This is a genomic window from Rhodoferax bucti, from assembly GCF_005876985.1.
Classification (GTDB): domain Bacteria; phylum Pseudomonadota; class Gammaproteobacteria; order Burkholderiales; family Burkholderiaceae_C; genus Allorhodoferax; species Allorhodoferax bucti.
Window position 1 is genome coordinate 1219622 of record NZ_VAHD01000001.1, and the last position, 17292, is coordinate 1236913.

Here is a 17292-nt window from a genome sequence, read left to right on the forward strand (position 1 = left end):
ATGCCCATCGACCAACTCCTGCTCTTCATGGCGGCCGGCGTGCTGCTCAACCTCACGCCCGGGCCGGATGTGCTCTACATCGTGACCCACGCGTTGCGCAGTGGCGCGCGCGCCGGCATGGTGGCCGCGCTAGGCATCACGGCGGGCTGCTTTGTGCACATCTTCGCGGCCGCCGTGGGCGTGAGCGCGCTGATGGCCGCGTCGGCCACCGCGTTCACCGTGCTCAAGTGGGTGGGCGCCGCCTACTTGGTCTATGTGGGTTTGCGCCTGCTGCTGGCCAAGACGGGGTCTGCTATGCAATTAGGAGCTGCTGGCGAAGATTCTACGAGCGTTACAGGCCAAAATGGCTTGAAGACCGTGTTCCTGCGCGGTTTCTGGACCAATGTGCTCAATCCCAAGGTGGCGCTCTTCTTCCTGGCCTTTGTGCCGCAGTTCATCGCCCCTGGCGTGGAGAACAAGCCGTTGGCCTTTTTGCTGCTGGGCTTGCTCTTTAACTTCAACGGCCTGTGGGTCAACCTGGGCTGGGCGGTGGCCGCCGCCTGGCTGGCGCGCCGCGCTGGCGTGGTGCAGCGGAGCATGCACTGGTTAGACCGCATCGCCGGCGCGATGTTTGTAGGATTCGGAATCAAACTGGCGCTGACTTCAGCGCCCCAGGCTTAAGGACGTGGACATGACCCAGACCAGCAAGATCACCCCGCAGGAAGCCCTGCAACGCACCATTGAGCACCGCGAGATTTTTCACGACGAGATGCTGCACCTGATGCGCCAGATCATGTCCGGCGAGATGTCGCCCGTCATGATGGCCGCCCTGATCACGGGGCTGCGCGTCAAAAAAGAGACCATCGGCGAGATCACCGCCGCCGCGCAGGTGATGCGCGAGTTCTCCACCAAGGTGGACGTGGCCGACAAAACCCATTTGGTGGACATCGTGGGCACGGGGGGCGATGGCTCGCACACCTTCAACATCTCCACTTGCAGCATGTTCGTGGCCGCCGCCGCAGGCGCCAAGGTCAGCAAGCATGGCGGGCGCAGCGTCAGCAGCAAGAGCGGCAGTGCCGATGTGCTGGAAGTCCTGGGTCTGAACATCAACTTGAAGCCCGACCAGATTGCCCAGTGCATTGCCGAGCAGGGCATTGGCTTCATGTTCGCGCCCAACCACCACCCCGCCATGAAAAACGTGGCGCCGGTGCGCAAGGAGATGGGCGTGCGCACCATCTTCAACATCCTGGGGCCGCTGACCAACCCGGCCGGTGCGCCCAACATCCTGATGGGCGTGTTCCATGCGGATCTGGTGGGCATCCAGGTGCGCGCGCTGCAGCGCCTGGGCGCCGAGCACGCTATCGTCGTTTATGGTCGCGATGGCATGGACGAAGTGAGCCTGGGGGCAGGTACGCTGGTCGGGGAGCTCAAGGATGGTGAAATCCGCGAATACGAGATCCACCCCGAAGACTTTGGCATGGTCATGGCCAGCAACCGCGCCTTGAAAGTGGAAACGGCGGAAGACTCCAAGGCCATGCTCTTGGGCGTGCTGAACAACCAGGCCGGCCCTGCCAAAGACATTGTGATGTTGAATGCGGGTGTTGCTTTGTATGCCGCCAATGTGGCCAATAGCATGGAAGCCGGCATTGCACTTGCGCGAGCAGCTATCGAATCAGGAGCGGCCAAGGCCAAGCTCGACGCCCTGGTGGCCCTCTCTGGCCGCCTGGCGAACTAACTTATCAGGACACCCCATGAGCGACATTCTCGACAAAATCGTAGCCGTCAAGCACCAGGAAGTGGCAGCCGCCAAAAACCGCAAATCGCTGGAGTTCGTTCGCGCCGATGCGGAGTCCCGCGTGCTGACCCGTGACTTTGTGGGTGCCTTGCGCGCCAAAATCGCCGCTGGTAAACCTGCGGTGATCGCTGAGGTCAAAAAGGCCAGCCCGTCCAAGGGCGTGATTCGCGCGGACTTCATCCCTGCCGACATTGCGCAGAGTTATGCCGAGCACGGTGCGGCCTGCTTGTCGGTGCTGACAGACGTGCAGTTTTTTCAAGGTGAGACGGACTATCTCAAGCAAGCCCGGGCCAGCTGCCAGCTGCCGGTGCTGCGCAAAGACTTCATGGTGGACCCGTACCAGATTTATGAATCCCGCTCCATGGGGGCCGATGCCATTTTGCTGATTGCTGCGTGCTTGGACGATGCCCAGATGAAAGATCTGGAAGCCATCGCGCTGGGGCTGGACATGGCCGTGTTGGTGGAAGTGCACGACCAAGCCGAGTTGGAGCGCGCGCTGAAGCTCAAGACGCCTTTGCTGGGCATCAACAACCGCAACCTCAAAACATTCGACGTCACGCTGGACACCACGCTGACGCTGCGCTCCATGGTGCCGGCCGACAAGCTGCTGGTGACCGAGAGCGGTATCCATACCCGCGAAGACGTGCTGCGCATGGGGGCTGCCGGCGTCAATGCCTTCCTCGTGGGCGAGGCTTTCATGCGCGCGCCGGAACCCGGTGAGGCCTTGGCCGCCTTGTTTGGTTGATGGAATGCAGTTCTCTTTGCTTTCCGAAAGTGCTGGCGATGGCGTCACTGCCGGTGCGTCCGGCCAGCTGACTTCCGCCGATCCTCCGCAGTGGCCGGTGGATGCCAGTTGGAGTGGCGTGAAGGAGGCATTTTTCAGTAGCGTGGCGGGTCAGCAGTTGCTGGCTTTTTTGAAGGCCCGACTGGAGGCGGGTGCGGTGGTGTTCCCGCCGCAACCGCTGCGTATGTTGGCGTTGACCCCGCTACCCGAGGTGCGCGTGGTCATTTTGGGGCAAGACCCCTACCACGGGCGCGGGCAGGCAGAGGGGCTGGCGTTCTCGGTGGCGCAGGGTGTCGCCATCCCGCCGTCTTTGCGCAATATCTTCAAGGAGCTTGCCCGGGAAGGTGCGGCTGCGCAGGCATTGTTCCCCGTGACCACCGGGAGCCTGTTGCCGTGGGCGAAGCAGGGCGTTTTGTTACTCAACACCTGTTTGACCGTGGAAGAGGGGCTACCCGCCAGCCATGCCCGCCAAGGCTGGGAGGTGTTGACGGACTGTGTCATCCGCGCCGTGTCCGCGTCGGCGCATCCGGTGGTTTTCATGCTCTGGGGCGCGCATGCCCAATCCAAGCGGCCGCTGATTGATGAGGGGCGCCACCTGGTGTTGATGGCCAATCACCCGTCGCCCTTGTCTGCTTCCCGCCCACCGGTGCCTTTTGTGGGATGTGGTCATTTCAGCCAGGCGGCGCATTGGTTGAGGGTTTGCTGAGTCCACCGTTCCCTGCGCGTTGAGACCTCTTTTGGCCTCGATACACAAAAAACTTCAAGTCAGGTGACAAGCTACCCAGAAAGCTGGCATAATCCGAGGCTCACCTAGGAGAGGTGGCCGAGTGGTTAATGGCAGCAGACTGTAAATCTGCCCTCTTACGAGTACGCTGGTTCGAATCCAGCCCTCTCCACCAGTGACATAAAAGACTGTTAGATTGGCGGGCCTGTGCGGGGTTCGTATAGTGGTAATACCTTAGCCTTCCAAGCTAAAGCGAGGAGTTCGATTCTCCTACCCCGCTCCACAGTTTTGAAGTCGCTGCGCAGTGTTAAAGATTTCTCAAGGCTTGTGCAAACAAGTCTTTGCCCTTTTGGCTCAGTGGTAGAGCACTCCCTTGGTAAGGGAGAGGTCGCGGGTCCGATTCCCGCAAAGGGCACCAATTTGGCGTTGCCGCTGGCATGCGTGTGATGGCGGTAGTACGGCGTTAGATAGTTATTTGTTTGAACCTATTACTTTTCGGAGCTAAGCATGGCAAAAGAAAAATTCACCCGTACCAAGCCCCACGTGAACGTGGGCACGATTGGTCACGTGGACCACGGCAAGACCACCCTGACAGCTGCTATCACTACCGTGTTGGCTGCCAAGTTCGGCGGATCTGCCAAGGCCTACGACCAGATCGACGCTGCGCCTGAAGAAAAAGCACGCGGTATTACCATTAACACCGCTCACGTCGAATACGAAACCGCCAACCGCCACTACGCGCACGTGGACTGCCCTGGTCACGCTGACTATGTGAAGAACATGATCACTGGCGCAGCCCAAATGGACGGTGCTATCTTGGTTTGCTCCGCAGCTGACGGCCCTATGCCCCAGACCCGCGAGCACATCCTGTTGGCTCGCCAAGTGGGTGTTCCTTACATCATCGTGTTCCTGAACAAGTGCGACATGGTCGATGACGAAGAATTGCTCGAGTTGGTGGAAATGGAAGTTCGCGAACTCCTGTCCAAGTACGACTTCCCCGGCGATGACACCCCCATCGTGCGTGGTTCTGCCAAGCTCGCCATGGAAGGCGACAAGGGCGCTTTGGGCGAAGAAGCCATCATGAAGCTGGCTGACGCACTGGACACCTACATCCCCACCCCTGAGCGTGCAGTGGACGGCGCATTCCTGATGCCCGTGGAAGACGTGTTCTCCATCTCCGGCCGCGGCACCGTGGTGACCGGTCGCGTGGAGCGCGGTATCGTCAAGGTCGGCGAAGAAATCGAAATCGTTGGTATCGCTGACACCCAAAAGACCACCTGCACTGGCGTGGAAATGTTCCGCAAGCTGCTGGACCAAGGTCAAGCAGGCGACAACGTCGGTATCCTGTTGCGCGGCACCAAGCGTGAAGACGTGCAGCGCGGCCAAGTGCTGTGCAAGCCCGGCTCCATCAAGCCCCACACCCACTTTACCGGCGAAATCTACGTTCTGTCCAAGGACGAAGGCGGCCGTCACACTCCTTTCTTCAACAACTACCGTCCCCAGTTCTACTTCCGTACTACGGACGTGACCGGTGCGATCGAGTTGCCTGAAGGCAAAGAAATGGTGATGCCTGGCGACAACGTGTCCATCACTGTGAAGTTGATCAACCCCATCGCTATGGAAGAAGGCCTGCGTTTCGCTATTCGCGAAGGCGGTCGTACCGTGGGCGCTGGCGTGGTTGCCAAAATCATCGCGTAAGGAAAGTCTGTAGGGGTATAGCTCAATTGGCAGAGCGTCGGTCTCCAAAACCGAAGGTTGTAGGTTCGATTCCTACTGCCCCTGCCACCGAAAGCAAGGTCGGTGGATAAAAAATAAGCCCGCTACGGTGTAGCGGGCTTCAGCGTCTTAAAGTCGCTGAAATTGAATGCAAGCAAACGCGAAAAAGAAACATGGCTTCGACACAAATTGAGACGGTCAACACCGGCGCTGACAAGCTGAAGCTTGGAGTGGCGGTTGCTTTGCTATTGGCGGCGCTGGCTGCCTTTTATTTGCTGAGCAAGCAAGGCCAGTTGGCGCAATGGGGTGCGTTAATTGTGGGTCTCGCGCTGGCTGCGGGCGCCTTCTTCTCGTCGGAGTCCGGGCGTCAGTTGATTGCATTCGGTCGTGATGCCTGGCGTGAAGTGAAAAAAGTGGTTTGGCCCGCTCGCAAAGAGGCGATTCAAATCACGGCATATGTCTTTGGATTTGTGCTGATCATGGCGGTGTTCTTGTGGTTGACGGACAAGACACTGGAGTGGCTCTTTTACGACTTGATCCTGGGATGGAAAAAATGATGACTGACGATGTGCTTGTTCCCGCTGCGGAAGCTACTGCGTCTGCCGCCGTGACCAATCCGGATTTGCGCTGGTATGTAGTGCACGCTTATTCCGGTATGGAAAAGGCCGTTGAGCGAAACATCTTGGAGCGTATTCAGCGCGCTGGCATGGAATCCAAGTTCGGTCGGATTCTGGTCCCCATGGAAGAAGTGGTCGAGATCAAGAACGGCCAAAAGAAAACCACTGAGCGCAAATTCTTTCCCGGCTATGTGCTGGTCGAGATGGTCATGGACGATGACACTTGGCACTTGGTGAAACACACCAATAAAGTGACCGGTTTTGTGGGTGGCGCAAAAAATCGCCCGGCTCCCATTTCTGAATCTGAAGTGATGAAAATCGTCAATCAGATGCAAGAAGGCACTGACAAGCCACGTCACAAAATTGAATTTGTGGTCGGCGAATTTGTGCGGGTCAAAGAAGGCCCGTTTACAGACTTCAATGGTTCTGTGGAAGACGTCAACTACGAGAAGAGCAAAGTGCGGGTTTCCGTCACCATCTTCGGTCGCTCTACTCCGGTGGAGTTGGAGTTTTCTCAAATCGAGAAGACGTAAACAACAAATACGCCGCGTTCGCGCGGCAACTCATCGTGCTTCTATCGACTCGGCACGGTGCTTCACAGTGAGTCGTTAACCCCGGGAAGCTGAGAGTTGTTTTTAACTCAAGGCGCTATACCCGCAAGGAGAAATCATGGCGAAAAAAATCGTCGGCTTCATCAAGCTGCAAGTGCCAGCTGGCAAGGCTAACCCATCCCCACCTATCGGCCCCGCATTGGGTCAACGTGGTTTGAACATCATGGAATTCTGCAAGGCGTTCAACGCGCAGACCCAAGGTGTCGAGCCAGGTTTGCCATTGCCAGTCGTGATTACAGCTTTTGCTGACAAGAGCTTCACGTTCGTTATCAAGACGCCGCCCGCGACTGTCTTGATCAAGAAGGCCATCAAGTTGGACAAGGGTTCTTCCCGTCCGCACGTGGACAAGGTTGGCAAAATCACCCGCGCTCAGCTGGAAGAAATCGCCAAGACCAAAATGAAAGACATGACTGCTGCTGATCTGGATGCTGCAGTTCGTACGATCGCTGGTTCTGCCCGTTCCATGGGCGTGAATGTGGAGGGCGTGTAAATGTCCAAGTTGACCAAAAAGCAAAAGACCCAAGTCGGCAAGATCGACAGCAACAAGCTGTATGCACTGACAGACGCATTGGGTTTGGTGAAGGAATTCGCTAACGCCAAGTTTGATGAATCCATCGACGTGGCCGTACAACTCGGTATTGATGCCAAGAAGTCGGACCAAGTGGTTCGTGGCGCTGTCGTGCTGCCTAACGGTACTGGTAAAACCAAGCGCGTTGCCGTGTTTGCTCAAGGTGCCAAGGCTGAAGAAGCCAAGGCAGCAGGTGCGGATGTGGTCGGTATGGACGATTTGGCTGCCATGGTCAAAGCGGGTGATATGCCTTTTGACATCGTGATTGCGGCTCCTGATGCGATGCGTATCGTGGGTACATTGGGTCAAATTTTGGGCCCACGTGGTCTGATGCCTAACCCCAAGGTTGGCACTGTGACTCCTGATGTGGCTACTGCCGTGAAGAACGCTAAGGCTGGTCAAGTTCAGTTCCGTGTGGACAAAGCCGGTATCGTGCACAGCACCATCGGTCGCCGCTCCTTTGAGTCCGCCCAGTTGCAAGGCAACTTGGCTGCACTGGTGGATGCTTTGAACAAGGCCAAGCCTGCTTCCAGCAAGGGCTTGTACCTGCGTAAAGTGGCCGTGTCCTCGACAATGGGTGTGGGCGTTCGCGTAGACATCCAGTCCATCGCGGCGTAATCGTGAATTTGGGCCTTCCTCGCGGAAGGTCCGATGTGGTGGGCTGGCGCAACTTTCGAGGGGCGCCGGGCCATCCAAGACCGTTGGTGTGCAGTTCGCTGCACTTAATACCCCAACCAACGCAGATGGCGATCCCGCTGCAGATGGAATGAATATTCTGTTAACAGTTGGTCGCTGCAATGTGGAGCATGAGTGACGCAAGTTGCAAAGTGCATTTAAAGGAGTAGACCTTGAGTCTGAATCGCAGTGAGAAAGAAGCGGTCATCAGTGATGTGACCAGCCTCGCCGCTAAAGCTCAAACGCTCGTGATCGCGGAATACCGTGGCATCACGGTCGCTGACATGACCAAACTGCGCAACACCGCGCGCAGCGCTGGTGTGAGCCTGAGTGTGTTGAAAAACACCTTGGCCCGCCGTGCTGTGGCTGGTACCGCGTTTGAAGTGGTGTCCGACCAGATGACCGGTCCTCTGATCTACGGCTTTTCCGAAGACGCAGTAGCTGCCGCGAAAGTGGTTGCCGAATTCGCGAAGACCAACGACAAGTTGGTGATTCGTGCTGGTGCGTACGGCGGTAAGGCCTTGGACGTGAACGGCGTGAAGCAATTGGCAAGCATCCCTTCGAAGGAAGTGTTGTTGGCTCAGTTGTTGGGCTTGATGCAGTCCCCCATTTCGCGTACAGCCCGTGTGCTGGCCGCATTGGCGGAACAGCGTGGCGCAGGTGCAGCAGAAGCTGCTCCCGCAGAGGCAGTGGCTGCTTAATTGCGCCCTGTCTGTAGTAACCAATATTGTTAGGAAATCAAAATGGCATTCGATAAAGACGCATTTTTGACCGCGCTGGACAGCATGACGGTCATGGAACTCAACGACCTGGTGAAAGCCATCGAAGAGAAGTTTGGCGTGAGCGCTGCTGCAATGGCTGCTCCTGCTGCTGCTGGTGGCGGTGCTGCTGCAGCTGCTGAAGAAAAGACCGAGTTCAACGTGGTCTTGACTGAAGCTGGCGCAAACAAAGTGTCCGTGATTAAGGCTGTGCGCGAAATCACTGGTCTGGGCTTGAAAGAAGCCAAGGACCTGGTGGACGGCGCTCCTAAGGCTGTTAAGGAAGGCATCTCCAAGGCTGACGCTGACGCAGCCAAGAAGAAGCTGGAAGAAGCCGGCGCTAAGGTCGAACTCAAGTAATCGACCGATTTGCATGGGCTGGAGGTTCCAAAAGGGCCTCCAGCCTTTGCCGCTTGTAGGTGCCGAAATTAGTGTGCACTGGAAAGTAGTGGTTCACCGCTTTCCAGTGTCTTCTGATCCGACTGCAGAAGATGCCTTGGTTCGGGTTGCGTGCAATGCGCGACCGTCCGCCAATGATTGGTAGTGGCCAATCACCAAGCCTGTTGAGAGTGGTGCTCAACGCGACAGTCGCCTAGGACCCCCAGGATTCCTCAGCCTTTGCCCGGAGATCTAATGGCTTACACATACACAGAACGCAAGCGAATTCGCAAAAACTTCGGTAGTCGCGATAGCGTGCTCGAGATTCCCTACCTGCTCCAAATGCAAAAAGATGCGTATACCGCATTTCTGCAAGCAGACGTAGCCTCTAAAAAGCGCACCAATGAAGGCCTGCAAGCCGCCTTCGAAGCCGCTTTCCCTATTGTTTCTCACAATGGTTTTGTGGAAATGAAGTACCTCGAGTACAACCTGGCGAAGCCAGCGTTTGATGTTCGTGAGTGCCAGACCCGTGGCTTGACCTATGCGTCTGCGGTTCGCGCTAAAGTGCAATTGATCATTTATGACCGCGAGTCTTCGACGGGTCAAAACAAGGTGGTCAAGGAAGTGAAAGAGCAAGAGGTCTACATGGGCGAAGTGCCTCTGATGACTGGCAAGGGCTCCTTCATCATCAACGGTACGGAACGAGTGATCGTGTCCCAGTTGCACCGTTCGCCTGGCGTGTTCTTTGAACACGACAAGGGCAAGACCCACAGCTCTGGCAAGTTGCTGTTCTCTGCGCGCATCATCCCTTACCGCGGATCTTGGCTCGACTTTGAGTTTGACCCCAAAGACCTGCTGTACTTCCGCGTGGACCGTCGCCGCAAAATGCCGGTCACGATTCTGCTGAAGGCCATCGGCCTGAACAACGAATCCATCTTGGCTAACTTCTTCGTCAACGACAACTTCCGTCTGATGGACAGCGGTGCCCAGATGGAATTTGTGGCTGAGCGTCTGCGTGGCGAAGTGGCCCGTTTTGACATTACCGACAAGTCCGGCAAAGTGGTGGTGGCCAAAGACAAGCGCGTGACTGCGCGCCACACCCGTGAACTGGAGCAATCTGGCACCACGCATATTAGCGTGCCGGAAGATTTCCTGATTGGTCGCGTGGTGGCACGCAATGTGGTGGACGGTGATACCGGTGAAATCGTGGCCAAGGCCAACGAAGAGCTGACCGAAGCCTTGCTGAAAAAGCTGCGTACTGCAGGCATTCAAGATCTGGCCTGCATCTACACCAACGAGTTGGACCAAGGCGCCTACATTTCGCAAACTCTGCGTACCGACGAAACGGTCGACGAATTCGCAGCGCGCGTAGCTATTTACCGCATGATGCGTCCCGGCGAGCCGCCTACGGAAGATGCGGTTCAGGCCCTGTTCCAGCGCTTGTTCTACAACCCCGATACATACGACCTGTCGCGCGTGGGTCGTATGAAGTTCAACGCCAAGATGGGTCGCTCGGAATCTACCGGCCCTATGGTGCTGACGAACGAGGACATCTTGGCTGTCGTCAAGATCTTGGTGGATCTGCGCAATGGCCGTGGCGATGTCGATGACATTGACCACTTGGGTAATCGCCGCGTGCGTTGCGTGGGCGAATTGGCTGAAAACCAATACCGCACCGGTTTGGCACGTATCGAAAAAGCCGTGAAAGAGCGCTTGGGCCAAGCAGAGCAAGAGCCCTTGATGCCGCATGACCTGATCAACAGCAAGCCGATCTCGGCAGCCCTGAAGGAATTCTTCGGCGCTTCGCAGCTGTCTCAGTTCATGGACCAGACCAATCCCCTGGCCGAAATCACTCACAAGCGCCGTGTATCGGCCCTTGGCCCAGGTGGTTTGACGCGCGAACGCGCTGGCTTCGAGGTGCGAGACGTGCACGTGACCCACTACGGTCGTGTGTGCCCAATCGAAACCCCCGAAGGTCCAAACATCGGTCTGATCAACTCTTTGGCGCTTTACGCCCGCCTGAACGAGTACGGTTTCATTGAGACACCGTACCGTCGCGTCGTCGATAGCAAGGTGACCAATGAGATTGATTACCTGTCTGCGATTGAAGAAGGCAAGTACGTCATTGCCCAGGCCAACGCGGCCTTGGACAAGGAAGGTACGCTGACCGGCGACTTGGTTTCTGCCCGCGAAAAGGGTGAATCCATTCTGGTGAGCGCTGACCGCGTTCAGTACATGGACGTGTCGCCTGCGCAGATTGTGTCGGTGGCGGCATCCCTGGTTCCGTTCCTGGAACACGATGACGCGAACCGTGCGTTGATGGGTGCCAACATGTCACGTCAGGCCGTGCCCGTGTTGCGTCCTGAAAAACCCATGGTGGGTACCGGTATCGAGCGCGTCGCTGCCGTCGACTCCGGCACAGTGGTGACCGCGACCCGTGGCGGTATCGTTGATTATGTGGACGCAACTCGTGTGGTGATCCGCGTGAATGACGCTGAAGCGCAAGCCGGTGAAGTCGGTGTGGACATCTACAACCTGATCAAGTACCAGCGCTCCAACCAGAACACCAATATCCACCAGCGCCCCATCGTGAAGAAGGGCGACAAGCTCTCCAAGGGCGATGTGATTGCCGATGGTGCATCCACTGACCTGGGCGAAATCGCCATTGGCCAGAACATGTTGGTCGCCTTCATGCCTTGGAACGGCTACAACTTTGAAGACTCGATCTTGATCAGCGAGCGTGTGGTGGCAGAAGACCGCTACACCTCCATCCACATCGAAGAACTCGTCGTGATGGCACGTGACACCAAGTTGGGCGCGGAAGAAATCACCCGGGATATCCCCAACTTGAGCGAACAACAGCTCAACCGTCTGGACGAGTCTGGCATCATCTATGTCGGTGCGGAAGTTCTGCCGGGTGACACCTTGGTGGGTAAGGTCACGCCCAAGGGCGAAACTACGCTCACCCCCGAAGAAAAGCTCTTGCGTGCGATCTTCGGTGAGAAGGCCAGCGACGTGAAGGACACGTCCCTGCGTGTGGACCAGGGCAGCTCCGGCACCGTGATCGACGTGCAAGTGTTCACCCGCGAAGGCATCCAGCGTGATCGCCGTGCACAGCAGATCATTGACGACGAGCTCAAACGTTTCCGTCTGGACCTGAACGATCAGCTGCGTATCGTGGAAGCGGATGCGTTTGACCGTATCGAGAAGTTGTTGACTGGCAAAGTTGCTAATGGCGGCCCCCAGAAGCTGGCCAAGGGCACCAAGCTCGACAAGGCTTACCTGACTTCCGTTGAGAAGTTCCATTGGTTTGACATCCGTCCGGCGGACGAAGAAGTTGCCAGCCAGCTCGAGAGCATCAAGAACTCCCTGGAGCAAACCCGCCACAGCTTCGACCTCGCTTTTGAAGAAAAGCGTAAGAAGCTGACACAAGGCGACGAGTTGCCTGCCGGCGTCTTGAAGATGGTCAAGGTCTACATCGCCGTCAAGCGTCGCTTGCAGCCTGGTGACAAGATGGCCGGCCGTCACGGTAACAAGGGCGTGGTCTCCAAGATCACGCCAGTGGAAGACATGCCTTACTTGGCAGACGGTACACCGGTAGACATCGTGTTGAACCCCTTGGGCGTTCCATCCCGTATGAACATTGGTCAGGTGTTGGAAGTGCACTTGGGCTGGGCTGGCAAGGGCTTGGGCCAGCGCATTGGCGACATGCTGCAACGCGAAGCCGCATCCACAGAAATTCGTGGCTTCTTAGAGCAGGTCTACAACAGCACCGGTCGCAAGGAAGACTTGGCGCAGTTGTCGGATGCCGAAGTGCAAGAAATGGCCCAGGAGTTGACCAGCGGCGTGCCGTTTGCGTCGCCTGTGTTTGACGGTGCTACCGAAAAGGAAATCGGTGACATGCTGCAACTGGCGTACCCAGATGACGTCGCCAAGGCCAAGGGCCTGACTGCCACCCGTACGCAAGCCCAGCTCTATGACGGACGCAGCGGTGATGCCTTCGAGCGCACCACGACCGTTGGCTATATGCACTACCTGAAGTTGCACCACTTGGTGGACGACAAGATGCATGCCCGTTCTACCGGTCCTTACAGCTTGGTGACGCAACAGCCTCTGGGCGGTAAAGCCCAGTTCGGTGGCCAGCGCTTCGGTGAAATGGAAGTGTGGGCGCTGGAAGCCTACGGCGCTTCCTACGTGTTGCAGGAAATGCTGACGGTCAAGTCCGATGACGTGCAAGGTCGTACCAAGGTGTACGAAAACATCGTCAAGGGCGAACACTCTATTGAAGCCGGCATGCCGGAATCGTTCAATGTGCTGGTCAAGGAAATCCGTTCCTTGGGCATCGACATTGAGCTGGATCGTTCTTAAAGACAAGGGAAAGAGTCACATGAAATCTTTACTCGACCTGTTCAAGCAGTTCACGCCCGATGAGCATTTCGATGCCATCAAGATTGGCATGGCGTCCCCTGAAAAGATCCGTTCCTGGTCTTTCGGCGAAGTCAAAAAACCTGAAACCATCAACTACCGCACCTTCAAGCCTGAGCGTGATGGTCTGTTCTGCGCCAAGATTTTCGGACCTATCAAGGACTACGAATGCTTGTGCGGCAAGTACAAGCGCCTGAAGCACCGCGGTGTGATCTGCGAAAAGTGCGGCGTTGAAGTTACACAGACCAAAGTGCGTCGTGAACGCATGGGTCACATCGACTTGGCCGCTCCGTGCGCGCACATCTGGTTCCTGAAGTCACTGCCAAGCCGTTTGGGCTTGGTGCTGGACATGACCCTGCGCGACATCGAACGCGTGTTGTACTTCGAGGCATACGTGGTCACCGACCCCGGCATGACTCCGCTCAAGAAGTACAGCATCATGTCCGAAGACGACTTTGATGCCAAATTCCAGGAATACGGTGACGAGTTCACCGCCAAGATGGGCGCCGAAGGTATCAAGGACTTGCTGGAAAGCATCGATATCGATGGCTCCATCGAGAAGCTGCGCAATGACCTGACCGGCTCTGAGCTGAAGATCAAGAAGAACGCTAAGCGCCTGAAAGTGCTGGAAGCCTTCAAGAAATCCGGCATCAAGCCCGAGTGGATGGTGCTGGACGTATTGCCTGTGCTGCCACCGGACTTGCGTCCGTTGGTGCCCCTGGACGGCGGCCGCTTTGCGACCTCCGACCTGAACGACCTGTATCGCCGCGTGATCAACCGCAACAGCCGTCTGCGCCGTTTGCTGGAGTTGAAGGCGCCCGAGATCATCGCCCGTAATGAAAAGCGGATGTTGCAAGAAGCCGTGGACAGCTTGCTGGACAACGGCCGTCGCGGCAAGGCCATGACCGGCGCCAACAAGCGCGCCTTGAAGTCTTTGGCCGACATGATCAAGGGCAAGTCCGGTCGTTTCCGCCAGAACTTGCTGGGTAAGCGCGTGGACTACTCCGGTCGTTCCGTGATTACCGTGGGACCAACGCTCAAACTGCACCAGTGCGGTCTGCCCAAGTTGATGGCCCTCGAGTTGTTCAAGCCCTTCATCTTTGCGCGCTTGGAAGCCATGGGCATTGCGACCACCATCAAGGCTGCCAAGAAGGAAGTCGAATCCGGCACGCCTGTGGTGTGGGACATTCTGGAAGAGGTCATCAAAGAACACCCCGTGATGCTGAACCGTGCGCCTACGCTGCACCGTTTGGGCATCCAAGCGTTTGAGCCTATCCTGATCGAAGGTAAGGCTATTCAACTGCACCCACTCGTTTGCGCGGCCTTCAACGCCGACTTCGACGGTGACCAAATGGCTGTCCACGTCCCTCTGTCGGTGGAGGCGCAAATGGAAGCTCGCACCTTGATGCTGGCCTCCAACAACGTGCTGTTCCCTGCCAACGGCGAGCCGTCCATCGTTCCTTCCCAGGACGTGGTGTTGGGCTTGTACTACACCACCCGGGACCGTATCAACGGCAAGGGTGAAGGTCTGGTGTTTGCGGATACCGGTGAAGTCCAGCGCGCATTCGATGCGGGCGAGGTGGAGTTGAATGCGCGTATCAACGTGCGTTTGACCGAATGGACCAAGAACAAGGAAACCGGCGAATTTGTGCCAGAAACAAAGCTGTGGGAAACCACCGCAGGCCGCGCCTTGTTGTCCGAAATCCTGCCCAAGGGCTTGCCTTTTGCCAACATCAACAAGGCGTTGAAGAAGAAGGAAATTTCCAAGCTCATCAACGTGTCCTTCCGCAAGTGCGGATTGAAGGAAACCGTGGTGTTTGCCGACAAGCTGCTGCAAAGCGGTTTCCGTTTGGCGACCAAGGCGGGTATTTCCATCTGTATCGACGACATGTTGGTGCCGCAGGAAAAGCACGACATCATCGGTCGCGCCCAGAAGGAAGTGAAAGAGATCGAGCAGCAGTACGTGTCCGGTCTGGTGACTTCCGGTGAGCGCTACAACAAGGTGGTGGATATCTGGGGCAAGTCGGGTGACGAAGTGTCCAAGGTCATGATGGCCAAGTTGTCCAAGGAGTTGGTCACTGATCGCCATGGCAACCAGGTCCAACAGGAATCCTTCAACTCCATTTACATGATGGCCGACTCCGGTGCCCGCGGCTCTGCGGCCCAGATCCGTCAGGTGGCCGGTATGCGGGGTCTGATGGCCAAGCCAGATGGCTCCATCATCGAAACGCCGATTACCGCGAACTTCCGCGAAGGTTTGAACGTGTTGGAGTACTTCATCTCCACCCACGGTGCTCGTAAGGGCTTGGCCGACACCGCGTTGAAGACAGCGAACTCCGGTTACCTGACACGTCGCTTGGTCGACGTGACCCAAGACTTGGTGGTGACCGAGCAGGATTGCGGAACCCATGATGGCTCGCTGATGCGCGCCATTGTCGAGGGCGGTGAAGTGATTGAATCCCTGCGTGACCGTATCCTCGGCCGTACCGCAGCGGACGATGTGCTGCATCCAGAAACACGTGCCGTGCTGTTGAATGCTGGTGCCATGTTGGAAGAAGACGAAATCGAAATGCTGGAAGCTGCCGGCGTCGATGAAGTCAAGGTCCGCACCGCACTGACTTGCGAAACGCGCTTTGGTATTTGTGCCAAGTGCTACGGACGCGACTTGGGCCGTGGTGGCTTGATCAACGGCGGAGAAGCCGTCGGTGTGATCGCTGCACAGTCCATCGGTGAACCCGGTACCCAGCTAACCATGCGTACCTTCCACATTGGCGGTGCCGCGTCCCGTGCAGCTATCGCTTCCAGCGTGGAAGCCAAGTCCAACGGCAACATCGGCTTCAACGCCACGATGCGCTATGTGACGAACAGCAAGGGCGAGCTGGTGGTGATTGCACGTTCCGGCGAGATCATCATTCATGATGAACATGGTCGTGAGCGCGAGCGTCACAAGGTTCCTTATGGCGCTGTGTTGACCATCAAGGCAGACCAAACCGTCAAAGCGGGTGCGATCCTGGCCAATTGGGATCCATTGACACGACCCATCATTACCGAGTTCGCGGGTAAGGCCCACTTCGAAAACGTCGAAGAAGGTTTGACTGTTGCCAAGCAGGTGGATGAAGTGACTGGCCTGTCGACCCTGGTGGTAATCGATCCGAAGCGCCGTGGTTCTGCCAAGGTTGTGCGTCCGCAGGTGAAGCTGATCGATGCTTCCGGCCACGAAGTCAAGATTCCTGGTACCGACCACTCGGTGACGATCGGCTTCCCGGTCGGCGCCCTGGTGCAAGTGCGTGACGGTCAGGACGTAGGCCCCGGCGAAGTGCTGGCCCGTATCCCGATCGAAGGCCAGAAGACTCGCGACATTACCGGTGGTCTGCCACGGGTTGCCGAGTTGTTTGAAGCCCGCTCGCCTAAAGACAAGGGTGTTTTGGCGGAGGTGACCGGTACCGTGTCCTTCGGTAAAGAAACTAAAGGCAAGGTTCGCTTGCAGATCACCGATCCCGAAGGCAAGGTCTGGGAAGAGCTCGTGCCCAAGGAAAAGAACATCTTGGTGCACGAAGGCCAGGTGGTCAACAAGGGCGAGTCCGTGGTGGACGGTCCTGCTGATCCGCAGGACATCCTGCGTTTGCTGGGCTCCGAAGAACTGGCGCGCTACATCGTGGACGAAGTGCAGGATGTGTACCGCTTGCAAGGCGTGAAGATCAACGACAAGCACATTGAAGTGATTGTTCGCCAGATGCTGCGCCGTGTGGTCGTTGAAAACGCTGGTGATTCCGGCTACATCAATGGCGAGCAAGTCGAGCGCTCTGAGATGCTCAATACCAATGACGCTTTGCGCGCCGACGGCAAGATCCCTGCGACTTACACCAATTTGTTGCTGGGTATTACCAAGGCATCCTTGTCTACTGACAGCTTCATCTCTGCGGCTTCCTTCCAGGAAACGACGCGCGTGTTGACCGAAGCTGCCATCATGGGCAAGCGCGACGAGCTGCGTGGCCTGAAGGAAAACGTGATCGTGGGCCGCTTGATTCCTGCTGGTACCGGCTTGGCCTACCACGAAGCACGCAAAGTCCGCGAGACCATGGACGATGCGGAGCGCCGTGCGATTGCCGAAGCCGAAGCGGCTGAGTTGGCAGGCGTGTCGGATGCTGCCGATGAGGTTGCTGCCGGTGACGGAGCGTCTGCCGAATAACTGACATTCGCTGACGATGTAAAGGCCTCAAGTTGCATGCAGCTTGAGGCCTTTTTCTATGAAAGCCGCATAA

13 protein-coding genes and 4 tRNA genes are annotated in these 17292 nt (G+C 57.1%); all 17 read left to right on the top strand.

The window, feature by feature from the left end:
* The 17 genes from FDM28_RS05865 (at position 1) to rpoC (ending at position 17219) form a co-directional block, all read left to right on the top strand.
* On the top strand, positions 1–660 hold the full coding sequence (locus FDM28_RS05865) for a LysE family translocator (RefSeq protein ID WP_138513927.1): 660 nt from the start codon (positions 1–3) through the stop codon (positions 658–660).
* A gap of 10 nt (positions 661–670) precedes the next feature.
* Positions 671–1714 (top strand): anthranilate phosphoribosyltransferase, encoded by a 1044-nt coding sequence (gene trpD, locus FDM28_RS05870; protein ID WP_138513929.1) that lies wholly within the window; start codon positions 671–673, stop codon positions 1712–1714.
* A 16-nt stretch (positions 1715–1730) separates the two neighbouring features.
* The gene (gene trpC / locus FDM28_RS05875; protein WP_138513931.1) at positions 1731–2519 is read left to right on the top strand and encodes an indole-3-glycerol phosphate synthase TrpC; all 789 of its coding nucleotides are present in this window, start codon (positions 1731–1733) and stop codon (positions 2517–2519) included.
* A gap of 4 nt (positions 2520–2523) precedes the next feature.
* Positions 2524–3264: a uracil-DNA glycosylase gene (locus tag FDM28_RS05880; protein ID WP_138513933.1), complete on the top strand. Its 741-nt coding sequence runs from the start codon at positions 2524–2526 to the stop codon at positions 3262–3264.
* Between the two features lie 107 nt (positions 3265–3371).
* Positions 3372–3457, top strand: a tRNA-Tyr gene (locus FDM28_RS05885).
* A gap of 34 nt (positions 3458–3491) precedes the next feature.
* Positions 3492–3565: transfer RNA gene (locus FDM28_RS05890), tRNA-Gly, on the top strand.
* A 60-nt stretch (positions 3566–3625) separates the two neighbouring features.
* Positions 3626–3700 (top strand) — tRNA-Thr (locus FDM28_RS05895).
* An 89-nt stretch (positions 3701–3789) separates the two neighbouring features.
* Positions 3790–4980 (top strand): elongation factor Tu, encoded by a 1191-nt coding sequence (gene tuf, locus FDM28_RS05900; protein WP_138513639.1) that lies wholly within the window; start codon positions 3790–3792, stop codon positions 4978–4980.
* A gap of 11 nt (positions 4981–4991) precedes the next feature.
* A tRNA-Trp gene (locus FDM28_RS05905) sits at positions 4992–5067 on the top strand.
* 104 nt (positions 5068–5171) lie between these two features.
* Positions 5172–5555: a preprotein translocase subunit SecE gene (gene secE, locus FDM28_RS05910; RefSeq protein WP_138513935.1), complete on the top strand. Its 384-nt coding sequence runs from the start codon at positions 5172–5174 to the stop codon at positions 5553–5555.
* Entirely contained in the window at positions 5555–6148 is a 594-nt protein-coding gene (nusG, locus tag FDM28_RS05915; RefSeq protein WP_138513937.1) for a transcription termination/antitermination protein NusG, read from the top strand. The genes secE and nusG overlap by 1 nt, the downstream gene beginning before the upstream one ends.
* 136 nt (positions 6149–6284) lie before the next feature.
* On the top strand, positions 6285–6716 hold the full coding sequence (rplK, locus tag FDM28_RS05920) for a 50S ribosomal protein L11 (RefSeq protein WP_087495289.1): 432 nt from the start codon (positions 6285–6287) through the stop codon (positions 6714–6716).
* On the top strand, positions 6717–7412 hold the full coding sequence (rplA, locus tag FDM28_RS05925; RefSeq protein ID WP_138513939.1) for a 50S ribosomal protein L1: 696 nt from the start codon (positions 6717–6719) through the stop codon (positions 7410–7412).
* A gap of 230 nt (positions 7413–7642) precedes the next feature.
* Positions 7643–8170 (top strand): 50S ribosomal protein L10, encoded by a 528-nt coding sequence (gene rplJ / locus FDM28_RS05930; protein WP_138513941.1) that lies wholly within the window; start codon positions 7643–7645, stop codon positions 8168–8170.
* A 42-nt stretch (positions 8171–8212) separates the two neighbouring features.
* Positions 8213–8587 (top strand): 50S ribosomal protein L7/L12, encoded by a 375-nt coding sequence (rplL, locus tag FDM28_RS05935; protein ID WP_138513943.1) that lies wholly within the window; start codon positions 8213–8215, stop codon positions 8585–8587.
* A gap of 273 nt (positions 8588–8860) precedes the next feature.
* On the top strand, positions 8861–12973 hold the full coding sequence (gene rpoB, locus FDM28_RS05940) for a DNA-directed RNA polymerase subunit beta (protein ID WP_138513945.1): 4113 nt from the start codon (positions 8861–8863) through the stop codon (positions 12971–12973).
* Between the two features lie 19 nt (positions 12974–12992).
* A complete protein-coding gene (gene rpoC, locus FDM28_RS05945; RefSeq protein WP_138513947.1) occupies positions 12993–17219 on the top strand; it encodes a DNA-directed RNA polymerase subunit beta' in 4227 nt (1408 codons plus the stop codon).
* The last annotated feature ends 73 nt before the right edge of the window (positions 17220–17292 follow it).